At 65.3% G+C, this 24611-nt stretch carries 20 protein-coding genes; 5 read left to right on the top strand and 15 right to left on the bottom strand.

Going from position 1 to position 24611, the window contains the following annotated elements:
• Positions 1-92: 92 nt before the first annotated feature.
• The 7 genes from DX905_RS15330 to DX905_RS15300 form a co-directional block, all read right to left on the bottom strand.
• Positions 93-959 (bottom strand): CmcJ/NvfI family oxidoreductase, encoded by an 867-nt coding sequence (locus DX905_RS15330; RefSeq protein ID WP_116092118.1) that lies wholly within the window; start codon positions 957-959, stop codon positions 93-95.
• Between the two features lie 22 nt (positions 960-981).
• Entirely contained in the window at positions 982-1698 is a 717-nt protein-coding gene (locus DX905_RS15325; protein WP_116092117.1) for a sulfate/molybdate ABC transporter ATP-binding protein, read from the bottom strand.
• Positions 1699-2541: a sulfate ABC transporter permease subunit CysW gene (gene cysW / locus DX905_RS15320; RefSeq protein ID WP_116092116.1), complete on the bottom strand. Its 843-nt coding sequence runs from the start codon at positions 2539-2541 to the stop codon at positions 1699-1701.
• Positions 2538-3401: a sulfate ABC transporter permease subunit CysT gene (cysT, locus tag DX905_RS15315; RefSeq protein ID WP_116092115.1), complete on the bottom strand. Its 864-nt coding sequence runs from the start codon at positions 3399-3401 to the stop codon at positions 2538-2540. The genes cysW and cysT overlap by 4 nt, the downstream gene beginning before the upstream one ends.
• A gap of 7 nt (positions 3402-3408) precedes the next feature.
• On the bottom strand, positions 3409-4977 hold the full coding sequence (locus DX905_RS15310) for an OprO/OprP family phosphate-selective porin (protein ID WP_240320893.1): 1569 nt from the start codon (positions 4975-4977) through the stop codon (positions 3409-3411).
• Between the two features lie 55 nt (positions 4978-5032).
• Positions 5033-6049 (bottom strand): sulfate ABC transporter substrate-binding protein, encoded by a 1017-nt coding sequence (locus DX905_RS15305; protein WP_116092114.1) that lies wholly within the window; start codon positions 6047-6049, stop codon positions 5033-5035.
• A gap of 102 nt (positions 6050-6151) precedes the next feature.
• Complete coding sequence (locus DX905_RS15300; protein WP_116092113.1) at positions 6152-6595, bottom strand: RrF2 family transcriptional regulator; 444 nt, start codon at positions 6593-6595, stop codon at positions 6152-6154.
• Positions 6596-6737: 142 nt separating this feature from the next.
• Between DX905_RS15300 and DX905_RS15295 the strand changes: the two genes are divergently transcribed.
• A complete protein-coding gene (locus DX905_RS15295; protein ID WP_116092112.1) occupies positions 6738-10136 on the top strand; it encodes a glycosyl hydrolase 2 galactose-binding domain-containing protein in 3399 nt (1132 codons plus the stop codon).
• A gap of 96 nt (positions 10137-10232) precedes the next feature.
• On the top strand, positions 10233-11285 hold the full coding sequence (locus DX905_RS15290) for an aspartyl protease family protein (protein WP_116092111.1): 1053 nt from the start codon (positions 10233-10235) through the stop codon (positions 11283-11285).
• Between the two features lie 20 nt (positions 11286-11305).
• On the opposite strand, the gene DX905_RS15285 is transcribed toward DX905_RS15290, so the two are convergent.
• Genes DX905_RS15285 through DX905_RS15275 form a run of 3 tightly spaced genes read right to left on the bottom strand, consistent with a single transcriptional unit; the run spans position 11306 to position 14295 of the window.
• Positions 11306-11860, bottom strand: coding sequence for a hypothetical protein (locus tag DX905_RS15285; protein WP_116092110.1), 555 nt, complete (start codon positions 11858-11860; stop codon positions 11306-11308).
• A 60-nt stretch (positions 11861-11920) separates the two neighbouring features.
• Positions 11921-12259: a hypothetical protein gene (locus DX905_RS15280; RefSeq protein ID WP_116092109.1), complete on the bottom strand. Its 339-nt coding sequence runs from the start codon at positions 12257-12259 to the stop codon at positions 11921-11923.
• A 2-nt stretch (positions 12260-12261) separates the two neighbouring features.
• On the bottom strand, positions 12262-14295 hold the full coding sequence (locus DX905_RS15275; RefSeq protein ID WP_240320892.1) for a DUF3857 domain-containing protein: 2034 nt from the start codon (positions 14293-14295) through the stop codon (positions 12262-12264).
• Positions 14296-14565: 270 nt separating this feature from the next.
• Between DX905_RS15275 and DX905_RS15270 the strand changes: the two genes are divergently transcribed.
• Positions 14566-15324, top strand: a complete 759-nt coding sequence (locus tag DX905_RS15270) for a GDSL-type esterase/lipase family protein (RefSeq protein ID WP_116092108.1) — start codon at positions 14566-14568, stop codon at positions 15322-15324.
• A gap of 48 nt (positions 15325-15372) precedes the next feature.
• Here DX905_RS15270 and DX905_RS15265 read toward each other — a convergent pair whose 3' ends face one another.
• Together DX905_RS15265 and DX905_RS15260 are read right to left on the bottom strand one after the other, a co-directional pair.
• Positions 15373-17220 carry a TraB/GumN family protein gene (locus DX905_RS15265; RefSeq protein WP_116092107.1) on the bottom strand — a complete coding sequence of 616 codons (1848 nt, stop codon included), beginning with the start codon at positions 17218-17220 and terminating at the stop codon, positions 15373-15375.
• Positions 17221-17238: 18 nt separating this feature from the next.
• On the bottom strand, positions 17239-18165 hold the full coding sequence (locus tag DX905_RS15260; protein ID WP_116092106.1) for an alpha/beta fold hydrolase: 927 nt from the start codon (positions 18163-18165) through the stop codon (positions 17239-17241).
• Positions 18166-18277: 112 nt separating this feature from the next.
• Between DX905_RS15260 and DX905_RS15255 the strand changes: the two genes are divergently transcribed.
• Both DX905_RS15255 and DX905_RS15250 read left to right on the top strand, forming a co-directional pair.
• The gene (locus DX905_RS15255) at positions 18278-19174 is read left to right on the top strand and encodes a LysR family transcriptional regulator (RefSeq protein ID WP_116092105.1); all 897 of its coding nucleotides are present in this window, start codon (positions 18278-18280) and stop codon (positions 19172-19174) included.
• A gap of 148 nt (positions 19175-19322) precedes the next feature.
• Positions 19323-20792 carry a carboxylesterase/lipase family protein gene (locus tag DX905_RS15250; protein ID WP_116092104.1) on the top strand — a complete coding sequence of 490 codons (1470 nt, stop codon included), beginning with the start codon at positions 19323-19325 and terminating at the stop codon, positions 20790-20792.
• A gap of 127 nt (positions 20793-20919) precedes the next feature.
• Here DX905_RS15250 and DX905_RS15245 read toward each other — a convergent pair whose 3' ends face one another.
• From DX905_RS15245 to DX905_RS15235, 3 genes are all read right to left on the bottom strand, one after another.
• A complete protein-coding gene (locus DX905_RS15245) occupies positions 20920-21819 on the bottom strand; it encodes an ROK family protein (RefSeq protein ID WP_116092102.1) in 900 nt (299 codons plus the stop codon).
• A 25-nt stretch (positions 21820-21844) separates the two neighbouring features.
• Entirely contained in the window at positions 21845-23110 is a 1266-nt protein-coding gene (locus DX905_RS15240) for a sugar MFS transporter (protein WP_240320891.1), read from the bottom strand.
• Positions 23111-23192: 82 nt separating this feature from the next.
• Positions 23193-24428 carry an ROK family transcriptional regulator gene (locus tag DX905_RS15235; protein ID WP_240320890.1) on the bottom strand — a complete coding sequence of 412 codons (1236 nt, stop codon included), beginning with the start codon at positions 24426-24428 and terminating at the stop codon, positions 23193-23195.
• Between the last annotated feature and the right edge of the window lie 183 nt (positions 24429-24611).

Below are 24611 nucleotides of genomic sequence, written 5' to 3'. Positions count from 1 at the left end.
CTCGAGCCCCACGCCGCGTCTGCGCATCCTCAAGGCTATGGGATAGGGACCTCATCGATTACCAGCCCTGCCCCATCACCGGACACGGCGCTTCAATCGCGCAGCAGCATCACCGACACACGATGCTCGCAACTCTGCCGCGGCTGTGCGTCGGCTGGCGTGGCTGGATCTTCGACGGCACTGTGGAAGCAGGCGCGGTAACGTTGCGGCTCTTCGCCGCGCATGAGCTGGAACAGCTTGAACACCAGCACCTCGTCCGAGCGCATCTCGGGATAATAATACCAGCGCTGCCCAGCATTGTAGCGAAGGCCGACATGATGCGTGGCAACGCCGCCGGGGGCGATCCCTTCCAGCGCGGTCGGGATGATGTCGTCGGCATCGACGCTGGTCGGATCGCACAGGGCCAGCGGCATATGCCGAAGAGGGCTGCTCATGCCGGTGGTGCGCCAGAAATCGAGCGAGACAAAACCCTCGACATCGTCACGTTCAAACATGGCGCGCCAGCGCGCCGCGAGATCCGGGGATACAAAGGCCTGAACATTATGCTGATAGTCGTCGGCGGTCGTGCCGTGATCCTGATGCACCCCCGTGGCGTAATGCGGGTTATCGGTACCCTTGCCGCGACGGACGACCTTGGGCGGTTGCATGATGATGAGGCTGCGGCCCGGATATAGCCGCGTCCGGATCAGCGCCTCGACCTCGGGCAGATAAGTTTCGGCAACGGCGGCATCGTCGCCCCAATCGGTTACGGCGGTCGGTGCATCGAGCAGCACGAAACCGTGACGCTCCAAAAAGTCGTGCTCGCAAGCCGCCGCCTGGAGCGGCCGCGCGTCGGCGATGCACTGCGGCGGGTTGGCGGGTGGCTGCTGACCGCCGCTCTTCGTCAGCTGCGACAGGTTGATGCGCCCGCTCGCGACGAAACCCGGCGGAAACTGGCCATTGAGCGTCGTTTCGATCATAACCCTCTCCCTACGGAGAAGCTTAGCTCAAAAATTCACGCACGTAATCCGACGCCGGATTGGTCTTGATCACCGTGGGCGTGTCATATTGCTCGATCTTGCCCTCGCCCAGGATGGCCACCTTGTCCGCCAGCTCGAACGCTTCCTCATAATCGTGCGTCACGAAGATCGAGGTCAGGCCCACGCGATTGTGGATTTCCCGCAAGGCGTCGCGCAATTCGCGGCGGACCTTGGCATCCAGCGCGCCGAACGGCTCGTCGAGGAGCAGGATGCTGGGATCGCGTGCGAGCGCCCGGGCGAGCGCTACCCGCTGACGCTGGCCGCCGGACAGCTGGGCGGGATAGCGGCCACCATAGCCGGGTAGCTGCACCAGCTCGAGCAGCTCCTCGACCCGCGCCTTGATCGCCGCCTTTTCCGGCCGCTGGCCGCGCTTCATCACGTCCAGCCCAAAGGCGATGTTGTTCGCGACGGTCATGTGCCGGAACAGAGCGTAATTCTGAAAAACGAAGCCGATGCCGCGATCCTGCGGCGGGCGATCCGTGACGTCCTCGCCGCCGAACAATATCTGGCCGCTCTCGGCCGTCTCTAGCCCGGCGATGATGCGCAGCAGGGTCGTCTTGCCGGAGCCCGACGGGCCGAGCAAAGCGACGAAGGCGCCATCCTCGATGTCGAGCGACACCTCGCGCAGCGCGGGATAATTGCCGAAGCCTTTGACGATATTGCGAACGGTGATGGTCATCTAATGTCCCGAAGCGGCCAGTTGGTCGCGGTGGCGCCATTCGAGCAGGCTTTTCAGACCGAGCGTGACAAGCGCCAGCCCAGCCAACAACGAGGCAACCGCGAAGGCAGCGGCGAAATTATATTCGTTGTAGAGCACTTCGACCTGCAGCGGCATCGTATTGGTCTCGCCACGGATGTGGCCCGAAATGACCGAGACCGCGCCGAACTCACCCATGGCGCGGGCGTTGGTCAGCAGCACCCCATAGAGCAGTCCCCAGCGAATGTTGGGCAAGGTCACCCACAGGAATATCCGCCATCCCGGCGCGCCGAGCGTGAGCGCCGCTTCTTCCTCCTCGCGGCCCTGCGCCTGCATCAGCGGGATCAGCTCGCGCGCTACAAACGGCAAGGTCACGATCAGGGTGGCCAGAACGATGCCGGGTTTGGCAAAGGCGATATGTACGTCGTGGGCCAGCAGCCAGTCGCCGAACCAACCCTGCGCGCCAAACAGCAAAAGGTACATCAGGCCCGCGACGACCGGCGAGATCGAGAAAGGCACGTCGATCAGGCTGATCAGGAAATCCTTACCCCGGAAATCATGCTTGGTGATCGCCCAGGCGGCAGCGACGCCGCACACCATGTTGATCGGCACCGAGATAGCGGCGACGGTCAGCGTCAGCTTGATCGCGGCGAGCGCGTCGGGTTCGAGGATCGCCGCCTTGAACGCGGCCACGCCGTGGCGGAACGCTTCGCTGAACACCGATGCCAGCGGCAGCACCAGGATCAGCGACACATAGATCACGGCCCCCAGGATCAGCAGGATCTGGACGCCCCGGCTCTCGCCCGTCGCCTTGTTCGCGCTCATCCGCTGCGCCTGCGCAATTCCCGGCCCTGAAAGGCATTGATCGCGACCAGCAGGATCAGGCTGGACACCAGCAGCACGGTCGCGATCGCGGTCGCGCCGGCATAATCATATTCCTCGAGCTTGGTGACGATCAGCAGGGGAGCGATCTCGGACTTGAACGGCATGTTGCCCGCAATGAAGATCACCGAACCATATTCGCCGACGCCGCGCGCGAAGGCGAGCGCAAAGCCGGTGATCAGCGATGGCGCGATTTCCGGCAGGATCACGCGGCGGAAGATCGTCCAGCGTCCCGCACCGAGGGTGGCGGCAGCTTCCTCGATGCCCTTGCCGAGATCGGCCAGCACCGGCTCCACCGTGCGCACCACGAACGGCAGGCCGATGAATGTCAACGCGATTACCACCCCGGTCGGGTTGTAGGCGAGTGCCAGCCCGAACGCGGAGGCCGGCTTCCCGACCCAGCCGGTATTGGCATATACCGCGGTCAGCGCGATGCCGGCCACCGCCGTCGGCAACGCGAACGGCAGATCGACGATCGCCCCGAGCAACCGGCGCCCGGGAAAGCGGTAACGCACCAGCACCCATGCCACGAGCAGGCCGAAGCAGGCATTGAGCGCAGCCGCCACCAGCGCCGCGCCGAAGCTCAGTTCATAGGATGCGATCGCGCGACGCGAGAAAGCGGCGTCGACGAAATGGGCCGGGCCGAGCGTGATCGACTTGGCGAACAGCGCCACCAGCGGCAGCAGCAGTAGTATCGTCAGCCAGGTGATGGTGATGCCGAGCGTCAACGAAAGGCCGGGGAGAGGCGATTTCGCGCGCTTTCCCCGGCCGGTTCGCGGCAGTGGCAATGATGCTGTCGCCATTGATACCCTAGAAGTCGAACTGCAGCCTGGTCGCGTAGGCGTCACCCTTAGCGGTCGTGCCGAAGGTGGCAACCGGCGCCACCACCAACGGGGAGTTCGCCCCCTTGAAGCGAATATAATTGAAGATGAAGCGGGTATTGGGGTTGAGATACCAGTTGAGCCCACCGGTCCACGACGTCGCGAGGCGCGACAGCGGCGAGATTGCGTGATCGGTGAGGTCCATGCGGTCGTAACGCACGCCCAGCTCGAACGCGCCCCAATGGCCGCCCGCCGGATTGAAATCGTTGAACGGCTTGATGCGATCGACGACGCCGCCCTTGAACACGCGGCTTTCGCCGGTGAGGAAGAATGTGGCGAAACCGTAGAAACCATCGAAATTGCCGGAGGCGACACTACCGTAGCGATTGACGCTGAGGTGGCCATATTCGCCCTGCGCCGAGAAGGGACCGAACACGACCGCGCCTTCCGTGCCCCAATAGGTTGCGTCGCGCACGCCCTGCGTCCGGCCGGCGGCGGGACCGGTCGTAACCGGGCCGAGCACCACCGATTCGATCACGCCGCCGTCGACGCGCGTGCCCGGGCGATCGCTCAGCGTCACGCTGTTGCCGGCAATCTGGCTGACGTGAAAGGCGGATGCACCGACATGCACCACGCGGCCGGTATCAAGGATGGGCTCATAGGTGACGCGGCCGTTGACGCTATAGGCTTCGTCGGGCGTGGTCGCGTTGCGCTGTACGCCTTCGCCGGCGCCATACACACCGACAGTCGCGGTCAAATTGTTGGTGATGTAGGCGACGTTCGCACCGACCCGACGCTCGGCGCCGACCGCGCCGAAGGCGTTGGTGAACATGCCGCGCTCGAGGAAGGTGTTGAGGGCATCGGTGCTGTTGGCTTCGAGGCCATAGGGCGCCTTATGCTGGCCAACGGTCAGCACGATGTTCTTGAAGCCGGTATATTGGACGTAAGCGTCGAGCAGGTTGACGCTGTTCTTCACGAACTCGGCTTCGATCCGGTATTTCCACACTTTCCAGGCGGTGCCGTCGAAACCGAAGCGGCCACGGCGGATATCCGTGCCATTGTTATAGTCATAGCCGCCGGCGCGGCTGTGATAGCCGGCCCAATCGAGCTGGAACGTACCACGCGGATGGAAGCTGAAGCTGTCGGTCGGATCGCCGAAGGTCGGCGCGACGCCCGGCTGCACGCCTTTCGCCGCGCGCACCTCGACCTTCTGGACGCGGGTCGCGGTTTCGGCCGCGTCGGCTTCCAGCTGGCGGTTGCGGGCCTCAAGGGCGTTGATCTTGGCCTCGAGCTCGTTGAGGCGGTCGAGCACCGCATTGCCGGTCTTGACCGGTGCCGCCACCGGCGCGCCCGCGTTATCATCGGCCGGCACTGCCGTATCCAGTCCCGAACCTTGTGCCGCCGCATCGCGGCCGGTGGCATCGGAGGTCTGCGCATTGGTGTCGGTCAGCGGCGCATCGATCGCGGACTGGCTGGTGGGTTCGGTCGGGGTCTGCGCCAGCAATGGCGCGGCGAAGGCAAGCGTAGACGCGCTTCCCAGCAGGATCTTGCGTATCATGGTCTATCCCTTTGTCGTGCGAAAGGCGGCGGGCTCTCCCGGAGCCCGCCGTCGATTATTTCTTGGCGTCTTCGAACACCTGGTCGAACACGCCGCCATCGTTGAAGTGGGCCGCCTGGACACGCTTCCAACCGCCGAAATTCCGGTCGATATTGAGCAATGCCAGGCTCTTGAACTGGCCCTTGAACTGCGCCGCCACGGCCGGATCGCGCGGACGGTAATAATTCTTGCCGATGATCTGCTGTGCCTGCGGCGTGTAGAGGAATTTCAGATAGGCCTCGGCCACCGCGCGCGTGCCCTTACGGTCGACCACCTTGTCGACCACCGCGACCGGCGGCTCGGCGAGGATCGAGATCGACGGATAGACGATCTCGAACTTGCCCTTGCCGAGCTGGTTGGTGGCCAGATAAGCTTCATTCTCCCACGCGAGCAGGACGTCGCCCTGGCCGCGCTGGACGAAGGTGGTGGTGGCGCCACGCGCACCGCTGTCGAGCACCGGAACATTGCGGAACAGCTTGGTCATGTAATCGCGCGCGCCGGCGACCGAGCCGGTCTTGCGCTGCGCATAGCCCCACGCCGCGAGATAATTCCAGCGCGCACCGCCCGACGTCTTGGGATTGGGCGTGATGATCTTGACGCCGGGCTTGATCAGGTCACCCCAATCCTGAATACCCTTGGGGTTACCCTTGCGCACCAGGAACACGATGGTCGAATAATAAGGCGTCGAATTCTGCGGCAGGCGCGTCTGCCAATTGGCCGGCAGCGCCTTGGCGCGGTCGGCGATCGCGTCGATGTCTGCGGCCAGCGCCAGCGTCACGACGTCGGCCTGGAGCCCGTCGATCACCGCGCGTGCCTGCGCGCCCGAGCCGCCGTGGCTCTGTTTGACGGTGACGACCTGTCCGGTCTTCGCCTTCCACTGCGCGCTAAAGGCGGCGTCGACGTCGCGATAGAGTTCGCGCGTCGGATCGTAGCTGACATTGAGCAATTCCACCGGCGCCGCGGCGCTAGCGGCGATCGGCGCCAGTCCGCTCGCAAGAATAGCGGCCGCGACGATCAATCTCCGACGATCCATAAAACCTCCCTCTGTTCGAGAGAAAGCTATGATACTAATCCCTACCCGGCAATTGGGGAATTGATCGTTCCCGCGTAGCTTTTCTTGTTGCCCCGATAGCCGTCAGGCTGGGGACAACGCTTCTGCGGCCAATTCGACGCGCGCCGCATCGGCCAGCGACGTATTTTCCAGGATCGCCACCGCGCTGTCGCGCACCTGCGCCAGCACGCGCCGGATCGCGCAGGTCGCCTCGTCGTGGCAATCGCCGCAGCGCGCGTAGAAATTCTCGCTCGCACATGGCACCAGCGCGATCGGTCCGTCGATCGCGCGGATCACTTCGACGAAGCTGATCTCGGACGGCGCGCGGGCAAGGACATAGCCGCCCCCCGGCCCGCGCCGGCTGGTCACGAGCCCGGCTTTCTTGAGATCGACCATGATGAACTCGAGATATTTGCGCGGAATCTGCTGGGTCTCGGCCATCTCGCCGACCTGAATCGTCCGTGCCGCGCCATGCTCGACCAGGTGGAGTAGAGCGCGCAGCGCGTAGCGGGCCTTTTGTGACAGCATGGAAGGGGAGATAGCGAGCGCGCGGCGCAAACGCTACTGCGGCGGATAAGGCAAATCATTTGGTTTTTTCCGTGAGCCATGCTTGAAGATGCAGGGGAGCGCGCGCGGCCACGAGCCGGCCGCCACAGGGGAGAGATGACAGATGACGAGCTTCGCGCGTGCGGCAGCATTCATGCTCGGCGTGTCGGCCACGACCTTGGGCCTGTGTGCGGCGCCTGGGACGGTCGGCCCATTCAATACGGAAATCGCAGCCGGCGGCGACGCGCTGGTCTCTCCTCTCGGCGCGCCGGGAACGACCTTGCCGGCACCGCAAGCCTTCACATTGCAGGCCTGGGTCGAGCCGACCGTCATCCCCGCACGCCTGGCGCTGGTCGCCGGCGTCGGAACGCCGGGCGCGGGCCTGTTTCTCGCGTTGGACCATGGCGTCCCGGCCCTGGTGACGCCCGCCGGAATCATCCGCGGCAATAGCGCCATGCCCCGCGGCCGCTGGACCTTCCTCGCTGCCGTCGCGGACAAGGGCACGGCGCGGCTGCTGCTCAACGGCAACATCGTTGCCAGCGGCCCGGCCAATATTGCGCAACTCCCGGCGGAAGCCCGGCTGGGTGGCGACGGCGCCTTCGGCGGCCGCGTCGCGGGTTTCAGCTATACGCCGGCCGCCTTGTCCGTGTCTGACCTGCGGTCGCTGGCGGCGAACGCGCCCGATCCGGCGCTGACCGTCTTCACCCTGTCGAGCCCGACCTGGCCGGTGCAGGTCAGGCAGATGGCGGGGCAGGTAACGCCGCAACCCGCCTGGACCCTGCCCAAGAGCGGCGCGCCCTATCAGAAGCCCGTCGCCAAGCCTGAACCCAAGGGCCCCGCCCTCGCCCAGCGCGCGCCAAACCTGTGGAGTGTCGCCGGCTGGCGCATGGCCGAAGGCTCGACGATGGCGAGCGCCGACGGTGCCGCTCTCTCGCGCGCCGGCTACGGCAGCGGCAAATGGTATGCGGCGACCGTGCCCGGCACCGCGCTGACCACGCTGGTCGATCGTGGCGTCTATGCCGACCCCGCATACGGACTCAACAACCTCGCGATTCCGGAAAGCCTCGCCCACCAGGATTATTGGTACCGCACCGAAATCGATGTGCCCCCCGCGCTGGCCGGCAAGCGCCTCGCCTTGACCTTCAACGGCGCCAATTACACCGCCGAAATCTGGGTCAACGGCGTGCGCGTCGGCGACATGAAGGGCGCCTTCATCCGCGGCCGCTTCGACGTCACCGGCAATCTCCTCCCTGGCCAGCGCAACGCCATTGCGGTGCGCGTCTCGCCGCCGCCGCATGCCGGCATGACGCACGAGGAATCGCTCACCTCGGGTGTCGGCGAAAATGGCGGGATGATGATGCTCGACGGGCCGACCTTCGAGGCGACCGAAGGCTGGGACTGGATCCCGACCGTGCGCGATCGCAACACCGGCCTGTGGCAAGGCGTCGACCTGACCGCGACCGGCGACGTCCAGATCGGCGACGCGCAGGTCATCACAGCCCTGCCCAGCAGCGACAACAAGATCGCCAACATCACGATCGAGGTTCCGCTCAAGAATCTCGGCGACCGCCCGGTCACCACCGAGCTGCGCGCCGCGTTCGACGATGTCAGCGTGGCCAAGACCGTAACGCTTGCTCCGGGCGAGACCGTGATCACCTTCACCCCCAATGATTTCCCGCAGCTCGCCGTGCGCGATCCGAAATTATGGTGGCCCAATAATTACGGCGCGCCAGACCTGCACATGCTTCACCTCGCCGCCGGCGCTTCCGACGCCAAGGACGTGCGGTTCGGCATGCGCGAGGTGACCTACGAATTGTCGCTGATGGACCGGGACGGCGCGTTGCGGCGCGTGTTGGTCGATCCGACCCAGGCACGATCGCTGCACCAGCAGATCGTCGACACGCGCCATCAGGCGATCCGCCAGGTACCGCGCGGCTGGGCCTATAGCTTCGCCGCGGGCGCGGAAACCTCCCCGGCGGTGACGCCGATCGCCGGCGACGAGGGACTCTCGCCCTTCCTGGTGCTGCGCGTCAACGGTGTGCGCATCGCCGCGCGCGGAGGCAGCGTCGGCATGGACGATTTCATGAAGCGCGTCGATCGCGAGCGCCAGGAGCCATATTTCAAGCTCCACCGCGACGCTCACATGAACATCGTCCGCAACTGGATGGGCCAGGATACCGGAGAGAATTTCTACGCGCTCGCCGATGAATATGGCCTCATGGTGTTCAACGATTTCTGGGAGTCGACCCAGGATTACAATATCGAGGCGCAGGACGTGCCTCTGTTCCTCGCCAATGCGAAGGACGTGATCCGCCGCTACCGCAACCACCCCTCGATCGTCGTGTGGGTGCCGCGCAACGAAGGCGTGCCGCAGCCGATCCTCAACGAGGGGCTCGGGCGATTGATCGAGCGGGAGGACGGCACCCGCCTCTACATGGCGTCGTCCAACCGCATCTCGCTCCAGAATAGCGGCCCCTATAATTGGCGCCGGCCGGAGGAATATTTCACCGAACATGCCAAGGGCTTTTCGGTCGAGCTCGGCACGCCCAGCTTCCCGACATTGGAAAGCTGGAAACGCGCCATCCCCGCGCCCGACCTATGGCCGATCAGCGACGTCTGGGCCTATCATGACTGGCACCAGACCGGGAATGGCGCCGTAGCGGGCTACATGAAGGCGATGGACGCCCAGTTCGGCGCCGCCACCAGCCTCGAGGATTTCGAGCGCAAGGCGCAGATGCTGCAATATGTCAGCTATCGCGCGATCCTCGAAGGCTTCAACGCCGGCCTGTGGACCACCAACAGCGCGCGCATGTTCTGGATGACGCAACCCGCCTGGCCGTCTTCGGCCTGGCAAATCTTCTCGTCCGACTATGACACGCACGCCGCCTTCTACGGCACCAAGAAGGCGTCGGAGCCGGTCCACGTCCAGATGAACCTGCCCGACTACAAGGTAATGGTGATCAACAACGGCCGCAGCCCGCTCGCCGGGGCAACCGTCCACGCGCGGGTGACCACGCTCGACAACAAGCTCGTCGGCGAAAAGTCGGTGCCCATCTCGGCCGGCGCGGGGCTGACCGCCGACGCTTTCACGCTCGATCTCGCCCCCGCGCTCGCCAATGGCGTCGTGCTGGTCGCGCTCGACGTCACCGCCGCGTCCGGCGAGGTCTTGTCGCGCAATTTCTACTGGCAGGGCCGCGACGACGCCTCGTACCGCGCGCTCGGCACGATGCCGCAGGTCAAGCTCGCGGCAACCGCCGCCAGCCGCGCCGACGGCGCGGATCGCGTGACGACCGTCGACCTGACCAACCCGTCGGCCACCGCCGCGATCGAAACCAAGCTGACCATGTTCGGCGCGAACGGCGCGCAGATCCTCCCAGCCTTGTTCACCGACAATTACGTTTCGCTGCTACCCGGCGAGGTGCGCCGCATCGACGTGCGCTATCCGGCGAGCGCGGCGAGTGGCGCGGTCACGGTGCGACTGCGCGGCTGGAACGTCGTGCCCACCGCCGTCAAGGCACGATAGGAGGCGGCGTCCCACCCGCAGGCCGAACAATCGCGGGTGGCTAGTCCGCCTTGTTGGGTGTAGCCCGATCGGGCGCCTCACAGGCAGGGAAGCGGTATGCTTGTTCCTCGTCTTGGTCTCCCGTTGCTGCTGGCCATCCTCGTCAGCACCGGCGACGCGCAGGCGCCCAGAATCGGCAAACCGCGCCCCGCGCCGTCGGCGGTGTCGAACCTGCCGCCGCTTCCCCCGGCGGTCCTGGATGACACGCTCGCGATCGGCGGAGACGATCTCAAGGCACGCCGGATCGAAACCCGCCTCAGCGTCGAAGTGCGTGTCAACGACCGCGGCCCCTACCAGTTCATCGTCGACAGCGGGGCCGATACTTCCGTGATCGGGCTGCGCATTGCCCGCGACCTCGAATTGCCGCTAGGCACGCCGGCGATCCTCAACGGCATGACGGACCGCAACATCGTCGACCGGGTCAAGGTCGACAGCCTGACCCTGGGCCCGAGCACGATCCGCGACCTCCAGCTTCCGGCTTTGCGCGAAGACGATCTCGGCGGCCAGGGCATGATCGGCATCGACGCGCTCGTCCGGCGACGGCTGATGATGGATTTCGAAAAGCGCCTGATCAAGGTCGAGGACGCGACCACGCCGGTCATATCTTTCCCCGGCGAGATCGTGGTCGTCGCGCGCCGCAAACGCGGCCAGCTGATCCTCACCCACATCCGCGCCCGCGGCATCGCGCTGGATGCCGTGATCGACACCGGCTCCCAGGTCACGATCGGCAATCTCAAGCTGCGCGACAGGCTCGTCCGCCGCCGCCAGGCGTTCCAGACGGTCGAGGCGATCGGCGTGACCGGCAAGGCGATCGACCTGCAGATGGCGGTGATTCCGGAGCTTCAAATAGGCGCGATCGTCATCCGCAACCTGCCGGTGGCGTTTGCGGACCTGCCGCCCTTTCAAATGTTCGGCATTGCCGACGAGCCGGCGCTTCTGCTCGGCACCGACGTCCTCAACACGTTTCGCAAGGTGTCGCTCGACTTCGAGGCGCGCAAGGTGCGGTTCCAGCTCAGGCGCTGCGCACCTCAGGGTATCGTCGTGCAGAGCTGGTCCATGTCCATGGGCACGCGGCTGTCGTCGCTCGGCGATCAGGCCTGCAGCCGATAGGCCGTGCAGCTAGGCCCTGCTTATAGTGGCGCCGCCTGCGCGCTCAGCACGGCCGGGTCGGCCGACAACCGAAACAGATAATCGTGACGGGCGGGCGATCCGAGGTGCAGGCGCTGAAGCTGGTTGCGCTGGGCACGCGTCAGCTTGAAGCGCACATAACCCCGGCTGCGCAGGCAATCGTCGACCGTGCCCTGCATGAGCGTGCCGACTGCCCGCATCCGCTCCTGCGGCCGCGCGCCTTCGACGATATGCGCGGAGCGTGAGACAATGCCCATGACGGAGTTTATAGCCGATTGCCGTACCGTCGGATTGGGATCCGACATCAGGCTCGCCGTGCTCGGCAGCGCAGCTTCGTTAGCCTCCAGTTGCCCGCTCGCATCCTTGAACACCGACGCCGCCTCGGTGTGCGACACGTCGAGATAATAGCCTGACCGCCCGCACTCGACCGCATCACGCCGATAATCCGCCATCGACACGCCGGGCTTGCCCCAGCTGAACGGCTCCGATCGCGCCGCCAGCGAGGGGCTGGCAACCGCCATCGTCAGCGACAGCAATGTCCGCATTCTCGGTCGCATGTTCGGCTCCTTCCGTGGCCGAGATTGCGCCTTCCTGTCGCGCTTCGCAACGCGGCCCGATTAGCGCTGCTTCTTGGCAGTGGTCGCGGTGAAATCGGGGTCCTTGCCCGCCACCCAATCGACGAATTTGCGCACGTTGGGATTGGCCAGCAGAGCCTCCACATCGGTGCCATAGCGCTGCAGCTCGGAATTGGTGAAATTGGCGATCAGCGTCTGCTGGCAGATCGGATGCATCGGCACGACATCGCGCCCACCGCGGCTTTTGGGCACGGGATGATGCCACACGATGGTCTTGCCGGTCGGGCGGCCGCACAACCAGCACGAAACGGTCGCCGCCGGGGCCTCCTCATCGCGTTCCGCGTCGCCATAGGAGCCGTGTTTCGAATGTTTGCGGGCCATCGTCAGCGAACCGTATCGGGCGCAAGGCACGGAACGTCTTCGGCCGTCCAGTCGATCTCGTAGGTCGCCGGAACGCTCCTGCCCCCGTTGTCGGGCGGGGTTCGCCCGCGCGGATCGTAGGAAATCCATGCCATGCTATTGTCGAACTTGGCGATCCGGTCATTGTCCTTGCGCGCGGTGGCCGCATCGATTTCCTGAAGCTCCGTACGGGATCCGCGGATCATGCGGATGGATCCATCGCGGAGCTCGAATGCGCGGTAATAGTTCCGGCCGAACATCCGCGCATTGTAGCTGGGTTTGAACGACCATTGCACGGGCTTCGTACCCGCCGGCAGGCGGACCGTGGTCACATGGCAGCCGTAAGATGGCTCATTATAATAAGGGATATTCTGGGGCTGGTCGTCCGGGCGCGCCCGTCGATCGGGCGGGTTAAAGCCGCCTCCGGGTAGCGCGACGGATTTTCCGCCATCGCCGTCGTCCTCCCAGTCGATCACCCAGGTGCCGCTGATCGTGAGTATGCTCGCCTCCGCTTTCTGATCGTAATGCCATTGGACATTGTCGATCGTCCGCCACGTGTCGCCGATCAGCTGCTGGCGCATGCCGCTGGACAATTGATCCGGGGTCAGCCCCGAAAGCTGGACCTGCTGTTGCAGCCCTTTGATGCGGCGCAGGATGGTCGTGTACTTAACCTTTGCCGGCTGATCGAATCCGGCCCGCGCATCCATCTCGACCAGATTGATGTCGTCGGGCGTTTTCGCCGGTTTCCATTGCAGATGCTCCAGCGAACTCCCCTGTTCGGTGAGCGGCAAAATCCAGCGGTACGGCATGACAGGTGTCGGCCCCGGCGGTACGACCGGTGGAAGCGTACCATCCAACCAATATGGCTTGCCGTCGATCCGCGCGCGCACAGCCACATGATCGAACGCTCCGGGATTGGGAAGATGCTCGTCGAGCCCGTCATCCGCACCGCTATTATTGGCCAGCACGGCCTCGGCCTCGATCCCCAATTCGCGCAGCAGCGCCAGCAGCAGCACCGTCTTGCCTTTGCAATCGCCATAGCGACGCTGCCAGGTTTCGTCGGCTGTCGCGGGTTTCAGATTTCCGCCGTTCAGCCCGACGTAGATGTAACGGACATCCTGCTGCACGAGCTTGAGCGCGGCGCCTGCTCGTTCCAAGGGAGTCGCATTGGCCGCCGCGATGCGCCGGGCCTCCAGCTTGAGCGGTGAATCGCCCGCGAGCAGGGCGGCCTTGGTGAACAGCGGCGCGAAATGTCGCGATACGGCGGCCCAGTCGGAAAAGTCGCTATATTCGATAAGCCGCGGCAGTTGGAAACGTGGCGGGGCATCCTTGGGCGGCGTCTGGGAGGGGGGATTATCCACCCGATATTCGACTGCGTGATCGCTCTGCTTGGCGACGGCCGTAATTTCCGGCGTCATCTTGATATCGGGCTTCTGGCCTTTGTCCCAACTCAGCGCCAGATCGTAACGGCCGGGTGAGGGCGTGGCTGCTATCACCAGCACACCCGCGCTCTTGTCGCCCATGTTGGCGTCGTTCGATCGCGTCGTCAGCGCCAGTTCGATCTCGTCGCCGACCCTCAGGTCCGCAACCCGCAGCACGGCCGTCAGCGTGCCGTCGAGCCGTGCCGCCTCCAATTGATCCTCACGGCGTAATATTTCGAACGATGCCTTCTGCATGACATCGATGACTTCGTTGCCGCGATAGATTTTGAGCGAGTGGACGATGGGTGCCCCCGACGCCGGGTCCCACGCGATCGACAGATTGCCGATTTGAAGGGCGTTCGGATGAAGAAGCTTGATGCGGTAGCCGACATATTGGGCCTGCCCCTGCGCGTCGAGATGAACGTGAACGTCCTGCCGCCGGACGAACACCAGGCCGCTGGCGTCGGGTGGCACCGCCAACAAGTCCGATGGCGTCACCCAGGCTGGTATCGGCCCACGTTGCACCTGATTATTCTGGGCATAAGCGGGCACGCTGGCCAATGCGCACGCAACCAGCATCCCAGACCCAAAACGCATCGCCACCCCCATAAAGCCCCGGCCGATAAAGCGCGAAGCTGCGAACGATGCAAGAACACACGGAAGACCGGCGAATTGCTGCCACAGGCGCTCGGTCGTCGCATGCGGCACGTCAAGACCGGCACGTCCGGTGCCGTGACGGGTCGCCCGCTGTCCGATCCCACCCTTTTTGTTCGTTCCCATTGTGGCGTTGCAGGCCGCGACGATGCTACCAATGTCTCAGAGCCTGGCGTCACGCTGCACAAGATGGCGCCTCCGGGAGGGAATTAGATGCGGACGATCTACGTAGCCGTCGCATTCGCCACCGTGCTGGCCGGCGCCGGGGCGGCGCAGATCGCGATTGACCCCAAGAACCAGTGGACGGTCGACTGGAATAATCGCCTCGGGACCGACTTCGCCTTTCTCGCACGCTATCGCGCCGACAATGCCCGGCTCGTGCCGATCCCGGGGCGCCCCCGCATCGTCTTCATGGGCGATTCCATCACCGAAGGCTGGGTCAATCTGTCGGGCAATTTCTTCACGCTCGGCCGGATCGGGCGCGGTATCGGCGGACAGACCACGCCGCAAATGCTGGCGCGCTTTCGCGCGGACGTGATCGATCTCAAGCCCGCGGTGGTTCACATCATGGCTGGCACCAACGACATTGCGGGCAATACCGGTCCGATGACGCCCCAGGAAACGCAGGGCAATATCCGCTCGATGGTTGAGCTCGCCCATGCCCACGGCATCCGCGTCATCCTCGCCTCGATCCCGCCGGCAGACATATTTCCGTGGAAGCCCGGCCTCGACACCGGCACGCGGATCGCCGCCATGAACACATGGCTGCGCGCTTATGCGGCCCGCTCGGGCTGCGTCTATGCCGACTATTGGAACGCGCTCCGCAATGACGGTCTCGGCATGCGCGACGGCCTCTCGTCCGATCATGTTCACCCGACCAAGGCCGGCTACGCGATCATGGCGCCGGTCGGCGAACGCGCGATCAAGCAGGCGCTGGCCATGCCGGCGCCGCGCAAGACCGCGGTGGATTAGGATCCCCCGCCGCAAAGCTTTGATCCAGCATCGACCGGCTGGTTTTCGTTAGAAACCCTCGTCCGGCGGCACATCCACCTCGGCACCGCTCGCCCGCAATTTCGCGAGAATGCCGTCGGCACGCAGCAGGCTCGAAATGTCGATGATCGCGAAAGTGCGATCGTGTCGTTCCAACGCCCTGACCAAGCTGGCATTCCACGCGGCGATGGCCGCTTCGCGGCGGCGTGCGTCGGCCGGGACGTCGGCCGCGCAATTGGCCGGCGGGATATAGACCCTGCGCAACTGGACGAGGTCGCCCTTGGCCCAGGCCCTGGCCTGATCGAGCGCGCGGACGCGTTCATTCTCTAGATTGGCGAGCAGCCGATCGAAACAGCGGTGCTGCGCGTCGGAGGGGAGTGCGGGCAGTTCGTCGATCGTCGTGAGCAGCGAGGTCTGCGCCACAACCTGGACCGGCAGCCCGCGCTTGCGCGCCTCCGCCGCCAGCGCGCCGGCGGGCAACAGGTTGGTGAGGTGCGAGCGCTGGCGCCAGTCCCAGTTGAGCAGCATCGCCGCGGCGGCAGGCCGTAGATCGGCATATCTGGCGGGAGATTGCCCGACGACTTCGGCCGCCGCGCGCAGCCGTGCCGCGTCGACCGCGTCGAGCTCGGCAAAAAGCGACTGCCCCTTGGGCTGGTGCAGCCTGCGCGCGGCGTCGGGCGTCCACTGGCGCATGAAGACAAAACCCGGCTCCGGATCGCCGTTGACGAGCAGGCGCCGCGCGCGATGCAGCGCAGCACGGACGCGCCAGTCGGTCCACGCGAAAGCGGGTGGCAAGGGTGCGACCGTCCCGAGGATGATGATCGTGGCGTCGCCCTTGCGCACCCGCCACAAGGCAGGGCCCGCCTTCGACGCGGTGATCGTGATCGTCTCGCCCCAGTCAGGCTCCTGCGTGTCCGTTCGCGGTCCGGCGGACGAGGACGCAGGCTCTGGCTCGCCATCGCTTCCTCCCAATATACCCTGTGCCACGGCCGGCTGCGCCGTTGCCGGCGGCGCGGCACGGGCGAGCAGCTTGCCGTCATAGACCATGCCGACCGCAGCCGAGATTTTGGCACCGATCGCGTCGATCACGATTGCGGCGCGCGCCGTCGGACGCGACCTATAGAGCTGCTGGAGGAAGAGCAGGTCGAAGCTGGTGAGGCCGGAAGGGCTCGCCCAATCGCCGGCGAACAGGCGAAGGATGGAATCGAATGGTGGGATGGCGTCGGTCGTATTGCCCAGCAGGCGCATCACGGCATAGTCGGCCAGTTGCTCGGGCGATTTCGCGTCCGCCGTCTGCCGGTCGATCACGATCAGAGCCTGGGTCAGGTCCTGCCACTTTTTGGGAGCGATCAGCGTGGCGGCGTCGACGCGTTGCGCCGAGACCGTCGCGCCAAGCAACCCATTCTCAGTCACCTCTCCTGTCCGAACCGGCTCGAGCGCATGGCGTGACAGCGGGATGGCGCTGTGGGTCCAGACGATAATCGGCGCGGGGATCGAGCGCAGGGCGGTTTCGTCCGCGCTCGGCAGCGCAATCAACGGTGCGGATCTTGTGCTCAGAAGATGCCGGACATGGTCATGCGCGCTCGGCGCCACCACGATGCGCAGATTGGGTTCACAATTGGCGGCGGACGCTGCGAGCCCAAGCGAGCGGGCACGGAGCAAAAGGCGCGTCGCGATCCGGCGGTCCCGCTCGGGTGCGCTACCGGACACGGCTACGCATACCGGCCCATGAAAGCGCGCCAGCTGGCCTGCCACCGGACGTGCGATCATCCGCACCGCCTCTGCGGCAATGTCGGCGGGACGGTCCCCCGCCGGTGCGGCAGGCGCGAGGGCGATGCCGATAACAAACGGTACCGCGCGCAGGAGTGAGAACTTCATATGGCAGCCCCCCGGCGATTATTTGCCTTTGCTGTCGGGCGCGTCGAGAAATGCGCTCACCAGCTTGATCGTCGCCGCAGGCTGCTCTTCCATCAGCCAGTGTCCCGAATTGGGCACAACGGCCCCGGTGACGTCGGTCGCGGCGAAGCGCATGACCGCTGCCATGGTCGTACCGAATGATCTATCCCCGCCCACCGCCAGCACCGGCATGGTGAGTTTGCCGGCAGCGAGAAAGGCGCGATTGTCGATCGCGTCCTGATCGAACGCGGCGAACTGCGCAAAACCCGCATGCATCGCGCCGGGCAAGGCATACAGCCGGGCATAATGCTCGCGCGAGCCCTCGCTAAAGCTGGCTGGCGTGGCGGAGAATTCATTCCAGAAGCGATCGAGATAGATGCGCTCGCGACCGGCGACCAGCCGCTCCATATCCGGCCCGCCGAAGCGGAAGTGCCACAGCTGCGGGTTCTTCAGAATCTCGTCCCACGGGCCGACACCGGGGAGCGGCGCGTCCATCAGGACGAAGCGGCGAACACGCCCGGGATTCTCGGCGGCAAGCGCATAACCCACCATGTTGCCGATATCGTGCGTGACGAGATCGAACCGGCCGATCTTCAGCGCGTCCAGCACCCCGGCTATGTCGAGCCCCTGCGTCTTTTTGTCATAGCCTCCGGCAGGGCGGGCCGAGAGGCCCATACCCCGCAGATCAGGCACGATGACCGTATGCGTACGCACAAGCGCAGCCGCGAGCGGCGCCCACATGTCCCCCGTCTCGCCATAGCCATGGAGCAGGACGACGGCGGGGCCGGTGCCGCCGACGCGGACATGAAGGACAGTATCGTTGGTAGCGATATCCCGCACCATAAAGGCGGCAGGGAAAGCCTCGACGTCGGCGAGCGCGGGCGACGCGAGCAAAAGGCCCACAGCGAACAGGATCGTACGAAGCATGGTGTCCCCCGATGCGCGATAGTGATCGTCACTTCTCGACAGCAGCCTGCCGCCAAGGCATCGTTCGTACTAGCCGGCGAAGTCCGAAACTGGATTTCGGAAAGGACGAACGATGATGAAACTGGATGGCTTGGCCGCATTCGTCGCCGCTGCCGAGGCGGGGTCGATTAGCGAGGCGGCGCGGCGGCTGGGTCTTGCCAAGTCGGTGGTCAGTGAGCGGCTGGCGGAACTGGAACGCTCGGTTGGCACACGCCTGCTCCAGCGCACCACGCGCAAATTGTCGATAACCGAGGACGGCCGGCTGTTGCTGCCGCGCGCGCACCGCATCCTGTTTGAAGCCCGCGAGGCAGCCGCGGAGATTACCGAGCGCGGCGGCACCTTATCGGGCAGCCTGCGCATTTCGGTGCCGGTGAGCTTTGGCGTGCTACACCTCGGGCCGGCATTATACGATTTCCTGGCAAAACATCCGGCGATCGATCTGACGTTGGAGCTGGACGACCGGTTCGTCGATGCCGCGGCCGACGGCTATGATGCGGTAATCCGCCATGGGCCGATCGGGGACAGTCGCTTGGTCGCGCGGCGGCTGGCAACGACGCGTCGCATGCTGGTGGCGTCGCCGGACTATCTGGCGCGTGCCGGCACGCCGCGGTCGATCGAGGCGCTCGAAGGACATCGCGGGATAATCTACACCAATCGCGAGGCGGATTGGCGCTTCGACGGGCCGAGCGGGTGGACGGTGGTGCGCCCGCGCGCGGCGTTGCGGGTCAACAACGGTATCGTAATGCGCGATGCGGCGCTGGCCGGTGCCGGTATCACCTTGCTGCCGACCTTCTTCATTCATCAGGAACTGGCGGCAGGTGCGTTGCAGCGCATCGACGTCGGGTACGAGGCCGAGGGTGGCGAATTGTTCATCGCGCATCCGCGCGCGCGCACGGCATCGTCGAAGATCACGGCACTGACGGAAGCGCTGCGCGCCGCCTTCGGTGACCCTCCTTATTGGGATAGGTAAACGAACGACCGTGGTCCGGTGCGCAACGCATGGTCGATGACGCCAGGCCGCACCGCACTCGATTAGCGTTATCCGCGCAGCCGGCTATCGTCAGCGCGATACGCCTCGCCTTGCGCGTAGGGGTGATTATCGAACAGGACAGGCTCTGATGCTTCTTGCCGCACTCGCCCTCGCCGCAGCGCAGCCGGACGTCGTGGTCCGCACCACAACCGGCGCCGTCGCGGGCGAGGCACTGCCGGACGGGCGGCGCATGTTCCGCGGCGTGCCGTTCGCAACACCCCCGCTCGGGAATTTACGCTGGGCGCCCCCCCGCCCACCTGGTCCATGGCAAGGTGTGCGCGATGCGGTGCGCTCGGCGCCGGCCTGCCCGCAGGTTGATTATGGCTGGAATCATGGCGCCGCCGCCAACCAGTCGGAAGATTGCCTCTATCTCGAAGTGGCGACACCTGCGCTCAGCCCCGCGCGCAAGCTGCCGGTGATGGTGTGGATCCATGGCGGCGGCAATCGCGGCGGCAGCGGTGCGGGCACGATCTGGTCCGATCTCAGCAAGCACATCGTGCTGGTCAGCATCCAATATCGGCTGGGCGCACTCGGCTTCCTGTCGCATCCCGCGCTCACGGCGCAATCGCCGTATCACGCGTCAGGCAATTACGCGCTGATGGACCAGCAGGCGGCGTTGCGCTGGGTGCAGGAGAATATCGCGGGCTTCGGCGGTGATCCGGGCAATGTCACCATCTTCGGCGAGTCCGCCGGCGCGCAGGACGTTGGCCTGCAGATGCTCGCGCCGCAGGCGCGCGGCCTGTTCCACAAGGCGATCGAGGAGAGCGGCACCGCCGGCTTCGGCATCCCGCCGCGCACTCTCCGCCAGAACGAACAATTGGGCGAGATGCTGGTCACGGCTGCCGGCGCCCCGGCGGGGGCAGACGCGGCGACCTTGCGCCGCCTTCCCGCCGCCGCCTTGGTCAAGGCTGCCGAGCAGGCCGACGTGCCCGATCTCGGCGACGACAGCTTCATCTGGCTGGCGGCGGTGGTCGATGGCCACGTCCTGCGCGAACCGCCCGAAGCAACGCTGGCGCACAACGGCGGCGCGCCGGTGCCGCTTATCGTCGGCAGCAATGTCCGCGAGTTTACCGCCTTCGGCGGCACCGCGGCCGCGAAGCAGACGATCCGCTGGGCGTTTGGTCACCAAGCCGCGCGTGCCCAAGCCTTCTACGATTCGGCGCCCAATCCTCATGCCGAACGCGGTGATATCGGGCTGCAACTCTCCACCGACTTCATCTTCGCCTGTCCGGCCGGCATCGTCGCCGAGCGGCACAGCCGCGCCGGCCTGCCGACCTGGCAATATGAATTCGCCTATGCCGGGGCGGATGGGAAGCCCGTCGCACATGGCAGCGAGATTCATTACGTCATGCAGTCGCCTGCAGCCCTGCCCCCAAGCGCACCGCCGCTCTCTTCCTATTGGCTCAACTTCGCGCGCACCGGCGACCCCAACGGCCCCGGCCTGCTGAATTGGCCGGGTTACGCCCCAGGCAAGACCTACCTCCGGTTCGCGAACGACGGCACCACGACCGGCAAGGATCTGCGCGGTGCGATATGCCGCCTGCGCGACGTCCCCTGAACATCGTCATTGCGAGACGCGTAGCGGCGAGCAATTCAGGCCAGGATGATCCCTATCGTTCCCCCGCGAAAACCGGGCTCAGCCCCCTGGAGGCCTGTTCCGCGCCACGGTTAATTGAACAGGAACGCTAGCTCGCCGGCCACAGATGCGCGGCACCACGCACGCCCGAACTGTCGCCCCATTTCGCCGGCACGATCTTGCCCTGCCAGCCATCGCTGAACGTATAGCGATCGATGATCGGCGGCAGCGCTGCGTAGAGTTCGGTGACGTTGGACATACCGCCTCCCATCACGAAACAATCGGGGTCGAGGATGTTGGCGATCACCGCCATGCCGCGGCCAAGCCGGTCGATATAATCGGCGAGGGTCGCCTGCGCGACCGCGTCGCCGCCGCGCGCCAGCGCGACGATCTCATCGCCCTTCAGCCGCTGGCCGGTGCGGCGCTGATAATCGTTGCGGAAGCCGGTGCCGGAAATCCACTTCTCGAGACAGCCGCGCTGGCCGCACCAGCAATCCGGCCCCGGCAATTCGTCGTCACGCGCCCACGGCAAAGGGATATGTCCCCACTCCCCGGCAATCCCGTTGGCGCCTTCGACCAATTCGCCGCCGACCACCACGCCGCCGCCGCAGCCGGTACCGACGATCACGGCGAAGGTAACGTGCGCGCCCGCCGCCGCGCCGTCGCGCGCTTCGGACAAAGCCAGGCAATTGGCGTCGTTGGCGAGCCGCACCTGCCGCCCGATCATCTTCTCCAGATCCTCGCGGAACGAGGAGCCGTTGAGATAGACGGTATTGGCATTGCGCATCGCGCCGGTGCGGGGCGAAATCGATCCCGGCAGGCCGATGCCGATCGATTGCACCGCGCCAACCTCGCCTTCGACTTTGGCGACGAGATCGGCCACGGCGCGCACCGCATCCGCATAATTATCCGGTGTCGGGATCCGCTGGCGGGTGAGGAAGGCGCCGTCGCCATCGAGCGCGGCGGCCTCGATCTTGGTGCCGCCGAAGTCGATTCCGATCTGCCTCACGCCGCCTCCCCGCTTTGCCCGCGCATCAGTGCGAGCTGACCGGCACGTCGCCCTCTGCGACGATGCGCGCACGGCCGGCGGAAAGCGCGAAGCCGGCGATCAGCAGGTAACAGATCATCGGCACCTGGAAGGCGAGCGAACGGCTCGCGGTGACGTCGGCCACATAAGCGAATAGCAGCGGCACGAGCGCTCCTCCGACGATCGCCATGCACAGCAGCCCGGAAGTCGCCGGCGCCGGCGCGCTGGATCGCTCGAGCGTCAGTGTGAAGATCACCGGGAACATGATTGAGTTGAACAGTCCGATCGAGATGGCGAGCACCGCGGCTGGCTGCCCGCTGATCTGGCTGACGACGAGGCACAGTATCGCTGCCACACCCGCCACGAACGTCAGCAACCAGTTGGCCGGAAGACGGGTCAGCAATGCGCTACCCAAAAAGCGGCCGACCATCGCGCCCAGCCAATACAGGCTGACCAGCTTGCCGGCCTCCACCGCCGCTAGGCCGAGGATGTTGGGCTGCTCCAGGAAATTGACCATGGTCGAGCCGATCGACACCTCAGCGCCGACATAAAGGAAGATCGCCGCCGCACCGAGCAAAGCCCATTTGGAGCGGAAGGCCGCGCCTACGCCTGCGGCATCGGCATCGATTTCCGGCGCCGCGGCCGCAAGGCGACCGCGCACACTGAACAGGAACACTGCCAGCAGCACGATCACCGCGGCGATGAAATAATAAGCGGTGTCGATCCGGCCGAGCGACTCCACGATCTTCGCTTCGCTGGCCTCACCGCCGTCGAATAGCCCGCCCTGCAGCAAGGTATGCGCCGCGACGTAAGGGCCGACCACGGTCCCAAGCGAGTTGAACGCCTGGCTCAGGACCAGCCGGAAGTGGGACTTGTCGGGCGGCCCAAGCACGGCGGAAAGCGGGTTGGCCGCGACCTGCAACAAGGTGATGCCGCTCGCGATCACGAACAAGGCGATCAGCACGATCGTGTAGGTGCGCATATGCGTCGCCACCGGCATCAGCAGGCAGCCGACCACCATGACCGCCAGCGCCACGATGATCGATCGCGATGCGCCGAGCCGCGACACCACCGCGGCTGCGGGCAGCGAGACGATGCCGTATGCCATGAAGAATGCAAATTGGGTGAGGAAGCCCTGGGTATCGGTCAGCGTGAAGATCTCCTTCACCGCCGGGATCAGCACGTCGTTGACCGAAGTCACCGCGCCCCAGATGAAAAACAGCGTCGTCACATAAACGAACGCCAGCCCCTGACGCGGTGCGGTTGTTGCCAATGGTCCCTCCTCGCGGCGTTTCGGCCACGCCATGGCCATCCCGTAATCAGCCGCGGCGAAATCTAAAAGATATTTGTGTTAGTCAGCTCCGGCCGGCCTGCATCAAAGCAGACTCGGTCGGAAGAACCCTGTCAAGGAAAGGAAGGATGGCCGCGCCGATGGCAGGCGCGTCTCCCGATGTGGCCGCGCGCAATACCGGCGCGATCGCCGGCATAGGCACCTTGTCGAGGGCGCTGTTAAGACGTGCCACAAGCGCATCGATCAACGGTTCCGGCAGACGGCCCCCGATCAGCACGGCCGCGGGATTGACCAGGCAATTCACCGCCACCAACGGGTTGGTGAGTGAGCGCGTCGCGTCGTCGAGCCAACGACGCACCACCGGCATATCCTCGGACAACGCCTCGATATCGTCGGTTGCGCCGCCAGCCTCTTCGATCCGCGCCAACAATGCCGACAAGGACACCGTGTCCTGGACCGTGGCACCGGCCCTGCTCGCGCTAGGATCGGGCAGGAAGCCGATTTCGCCGCTACGCGCGGTCGCGCCGCGCACATAGGTGCCGTCCATCACCATGCCGCCGCCAAGGCCCGCGCTTATCAGCACATAGAAGAAACTCGGCTGGGTAAGGCCGCTGCCGAATTGGGCTTCGCCGATTGCGGCGGCGGCCGCGTCGTTATCGATATGGACCGGTAGCGGCAGAACCTCGCGCACGAGGCCCGCGACATCCAGATGATTCCACACCTCATAACCCTCAGGTCGATGGGGCAGGGCGACGCTGCCGAGATCGTCGGGGAGCGCCACGCCGACCCCGATCAGGCGCTTCTCGTCGATCGCGCCGGAGGCGCGGATCGCCGCCACCTCGGCGCGCAGGCAGCTCAGCACATGCTCGGGCATGGCAAAGCTGATCTCCTTCACCGCGCGCGTACGCACGTTACCGGCAAGGTCGAGAGTCACGATCGTATAATGATCGCGGTCGATATTGATGCCGATCGAAAAGCAGCCGTCCGGGTTCACGCGCAGCCGCAAGGCGGGCTGCCCACGCATCCCGAACCGCCGTCCCGCTTCTACAATCAATCCAAGATCGAGCAGACGGCGCGTGATGTTCGCGATCGTCGGCGGCGTTAGACCGGTCAAGCTCGCGAGATCGGAGCGCGTAGTTTCATCCGAGATGCGGATTGCCTGCAATACGATCCGCTGATTGTAATCGGCGGCGCGCTCCAGGTTCGTGCCGGAGAGGCTCCCTGCTAGCCGGGTACCGCGGTCATCAGCGCCGATCGTACCCCCATGCGCGGAAACCGCAGTCCTGATCGCGCTAGCCACGCTTTCTCCTCCCCGAGCCACTTGTCGCAGCCTAGCCAATGCTAGCACGATGTGTCCGACGAGGCACGGTTCAATCCAGTCTGGATCGACCTTTGGGATTTATAAATGAAATTTGCATTCTTTATTCTTGACTCGGACCTTGTCCCGCGAGAAGACCGCCGTGCTGGAGCGACGGGACAGTCG

Source organism: Sphingomonas crusticola, assembly GCF_003391115.1.
In the GTDB taxonomy this organism is placed as follows: Bacteria; Pseudomonadota; Alphaproteobacteria; order Sphingomonadales; family Sphingomonadaceae; genus Sphingomonas_I; species Sphingomonas_I crusticola.
The sequence above is the reverse complement of the archived record's forward strand: the minus strand, read 5'-3'. Positions and strand labels throughout refer to the sequence as shown.

What these genes read in the sequence shown, in the direction of transcription:
- DX905_RS15295 (WP_116092112.1), top strand. Translation starts at nt 6,738, where the DNA reads ATGACGAGCTTCGCGCGTGCGGCAGCATTCATGCTCGGCGTGTCGGCC.
- DX905_RS15250 (WP_116092104.1), top strand. Translation starts at nt 19,323, where the DNA reads ATGCTTCTTGCCGCACTCGCCCTCGCCGCAGCGCAGCCGGACGTCGTG.
- DX905_RS15300 (WP_116092113.1), bottom strand. Translation starts at nt 6,595, where the DNA reads ATGCTGTCACAAAAGGCCCGCTACGCGCTGCGCGCTCTACTCCACCTG.
- DX905_RS15260 (WP_116092106.1), bottom strand. Translation starts at nt 18,165, where the DNA reads ATGCTTCGTACGATCCTGTTCGCTGTGGGCCTTTTGCTCGCGTCGCCC.
- DX905_RS15270 (WP_116092108.1), top strand. Translation starts at nt 14,566, where the DNA reads ATGCGGACGATCTACGTAGCCGTCGCATTCGCCACCGTGCTGGCCGGC.
- DX905_RS15325 (WP_116092117.1), bottom strand. Translation starts at nt 1,698, where the DNA reads ATGACCATCACCGTTCGCAATATCGTCAAAGGCTTCGGCAATTATCCC.
- DX905_RS15255 (WP_116092105.1), top strand. Translation starts at nt 18,278, where the DNA reads ATGATGAAACTGGATGGCTTGGCCGCATTCGTCGCCGCTGCCGAGGCG.
- DX905_RS15310 (WP_240320893.1), bottom strand. Translation starts at nt 4,977, where the DNA reads ATGATACGCAAGATCCTGCTGGGAAGCGCGTCTACGCTTGCCTTCGCC.
- DX905_RS15275 (WP_240320892.1), bottom strand. Translation starts at nt 14,295, where the DNA reads ATGCGTTTTGGGTCTGGGATGCTGGTTGCGTGCGCATTGGCCAGCGTG.
- DX905_RS15265 (WP_116092107.1), bottom strand. Translation starts at nt 17,220, where the DNA reads ATGAAGTTCTCACTCCTGCGCGCGGTACCGTTTGTTATCGGCATCGCC.
- cysW (WP_116092116.1), bottom strand. Translation starts at nt 2,541, where the DNA reads ATGAGCGCGAACAAGGCGACGGGCGAGAGCCGGGGCGTCCAGATCCTG.
- DX905_RS15285 (WP_116092110.1), bottom strand. Translation starts at nt 11,860, where the DNA reads ATGCGACCGAGAATGCGGACATTGCTGTCGCTGACGATGGCGGTTGCC.
- DX905_RS15305 (WP_116092114.1), bottom strand. Translation starts at nt 6,049, where the DNA reads ATGGATCGTCGGAGATTGATCGTCGCGGCCGCTATTCTTGCGAGCGGA.
- DX905_RS15290 (WP_116092111.1), top strand. Translation starts at nt 10,233, where the DNA reads ATGCTTGTTCCTCGTCTTGGTCTCCCGTTGCTGCTGGCCATCCTCGTC.
- cysT (WP_116092115.1), bottom strand. Translation starts at nt 3,401, where the DNA reads ATGGCGACAGCATCATTGCCACTGCCGCGAACCGGCCGGGGAAAGCGC.
- DX905_RS15280 (WP_116092109.1), bottom strand. Translation starts at nt 12,259, where the DNA reads ATGGCCCGCAAACATTCGAAACACGGCTCCTATGGCGACGCGGAACGC.
- DX905_RS15330 (WP_116092118.1), bottom strand. Translation starts at nt 959, where the DNA reads ATGATCGAAACGACGCTCAATGGCCAGTTTCCGCCGGGTTTCGTCGCG.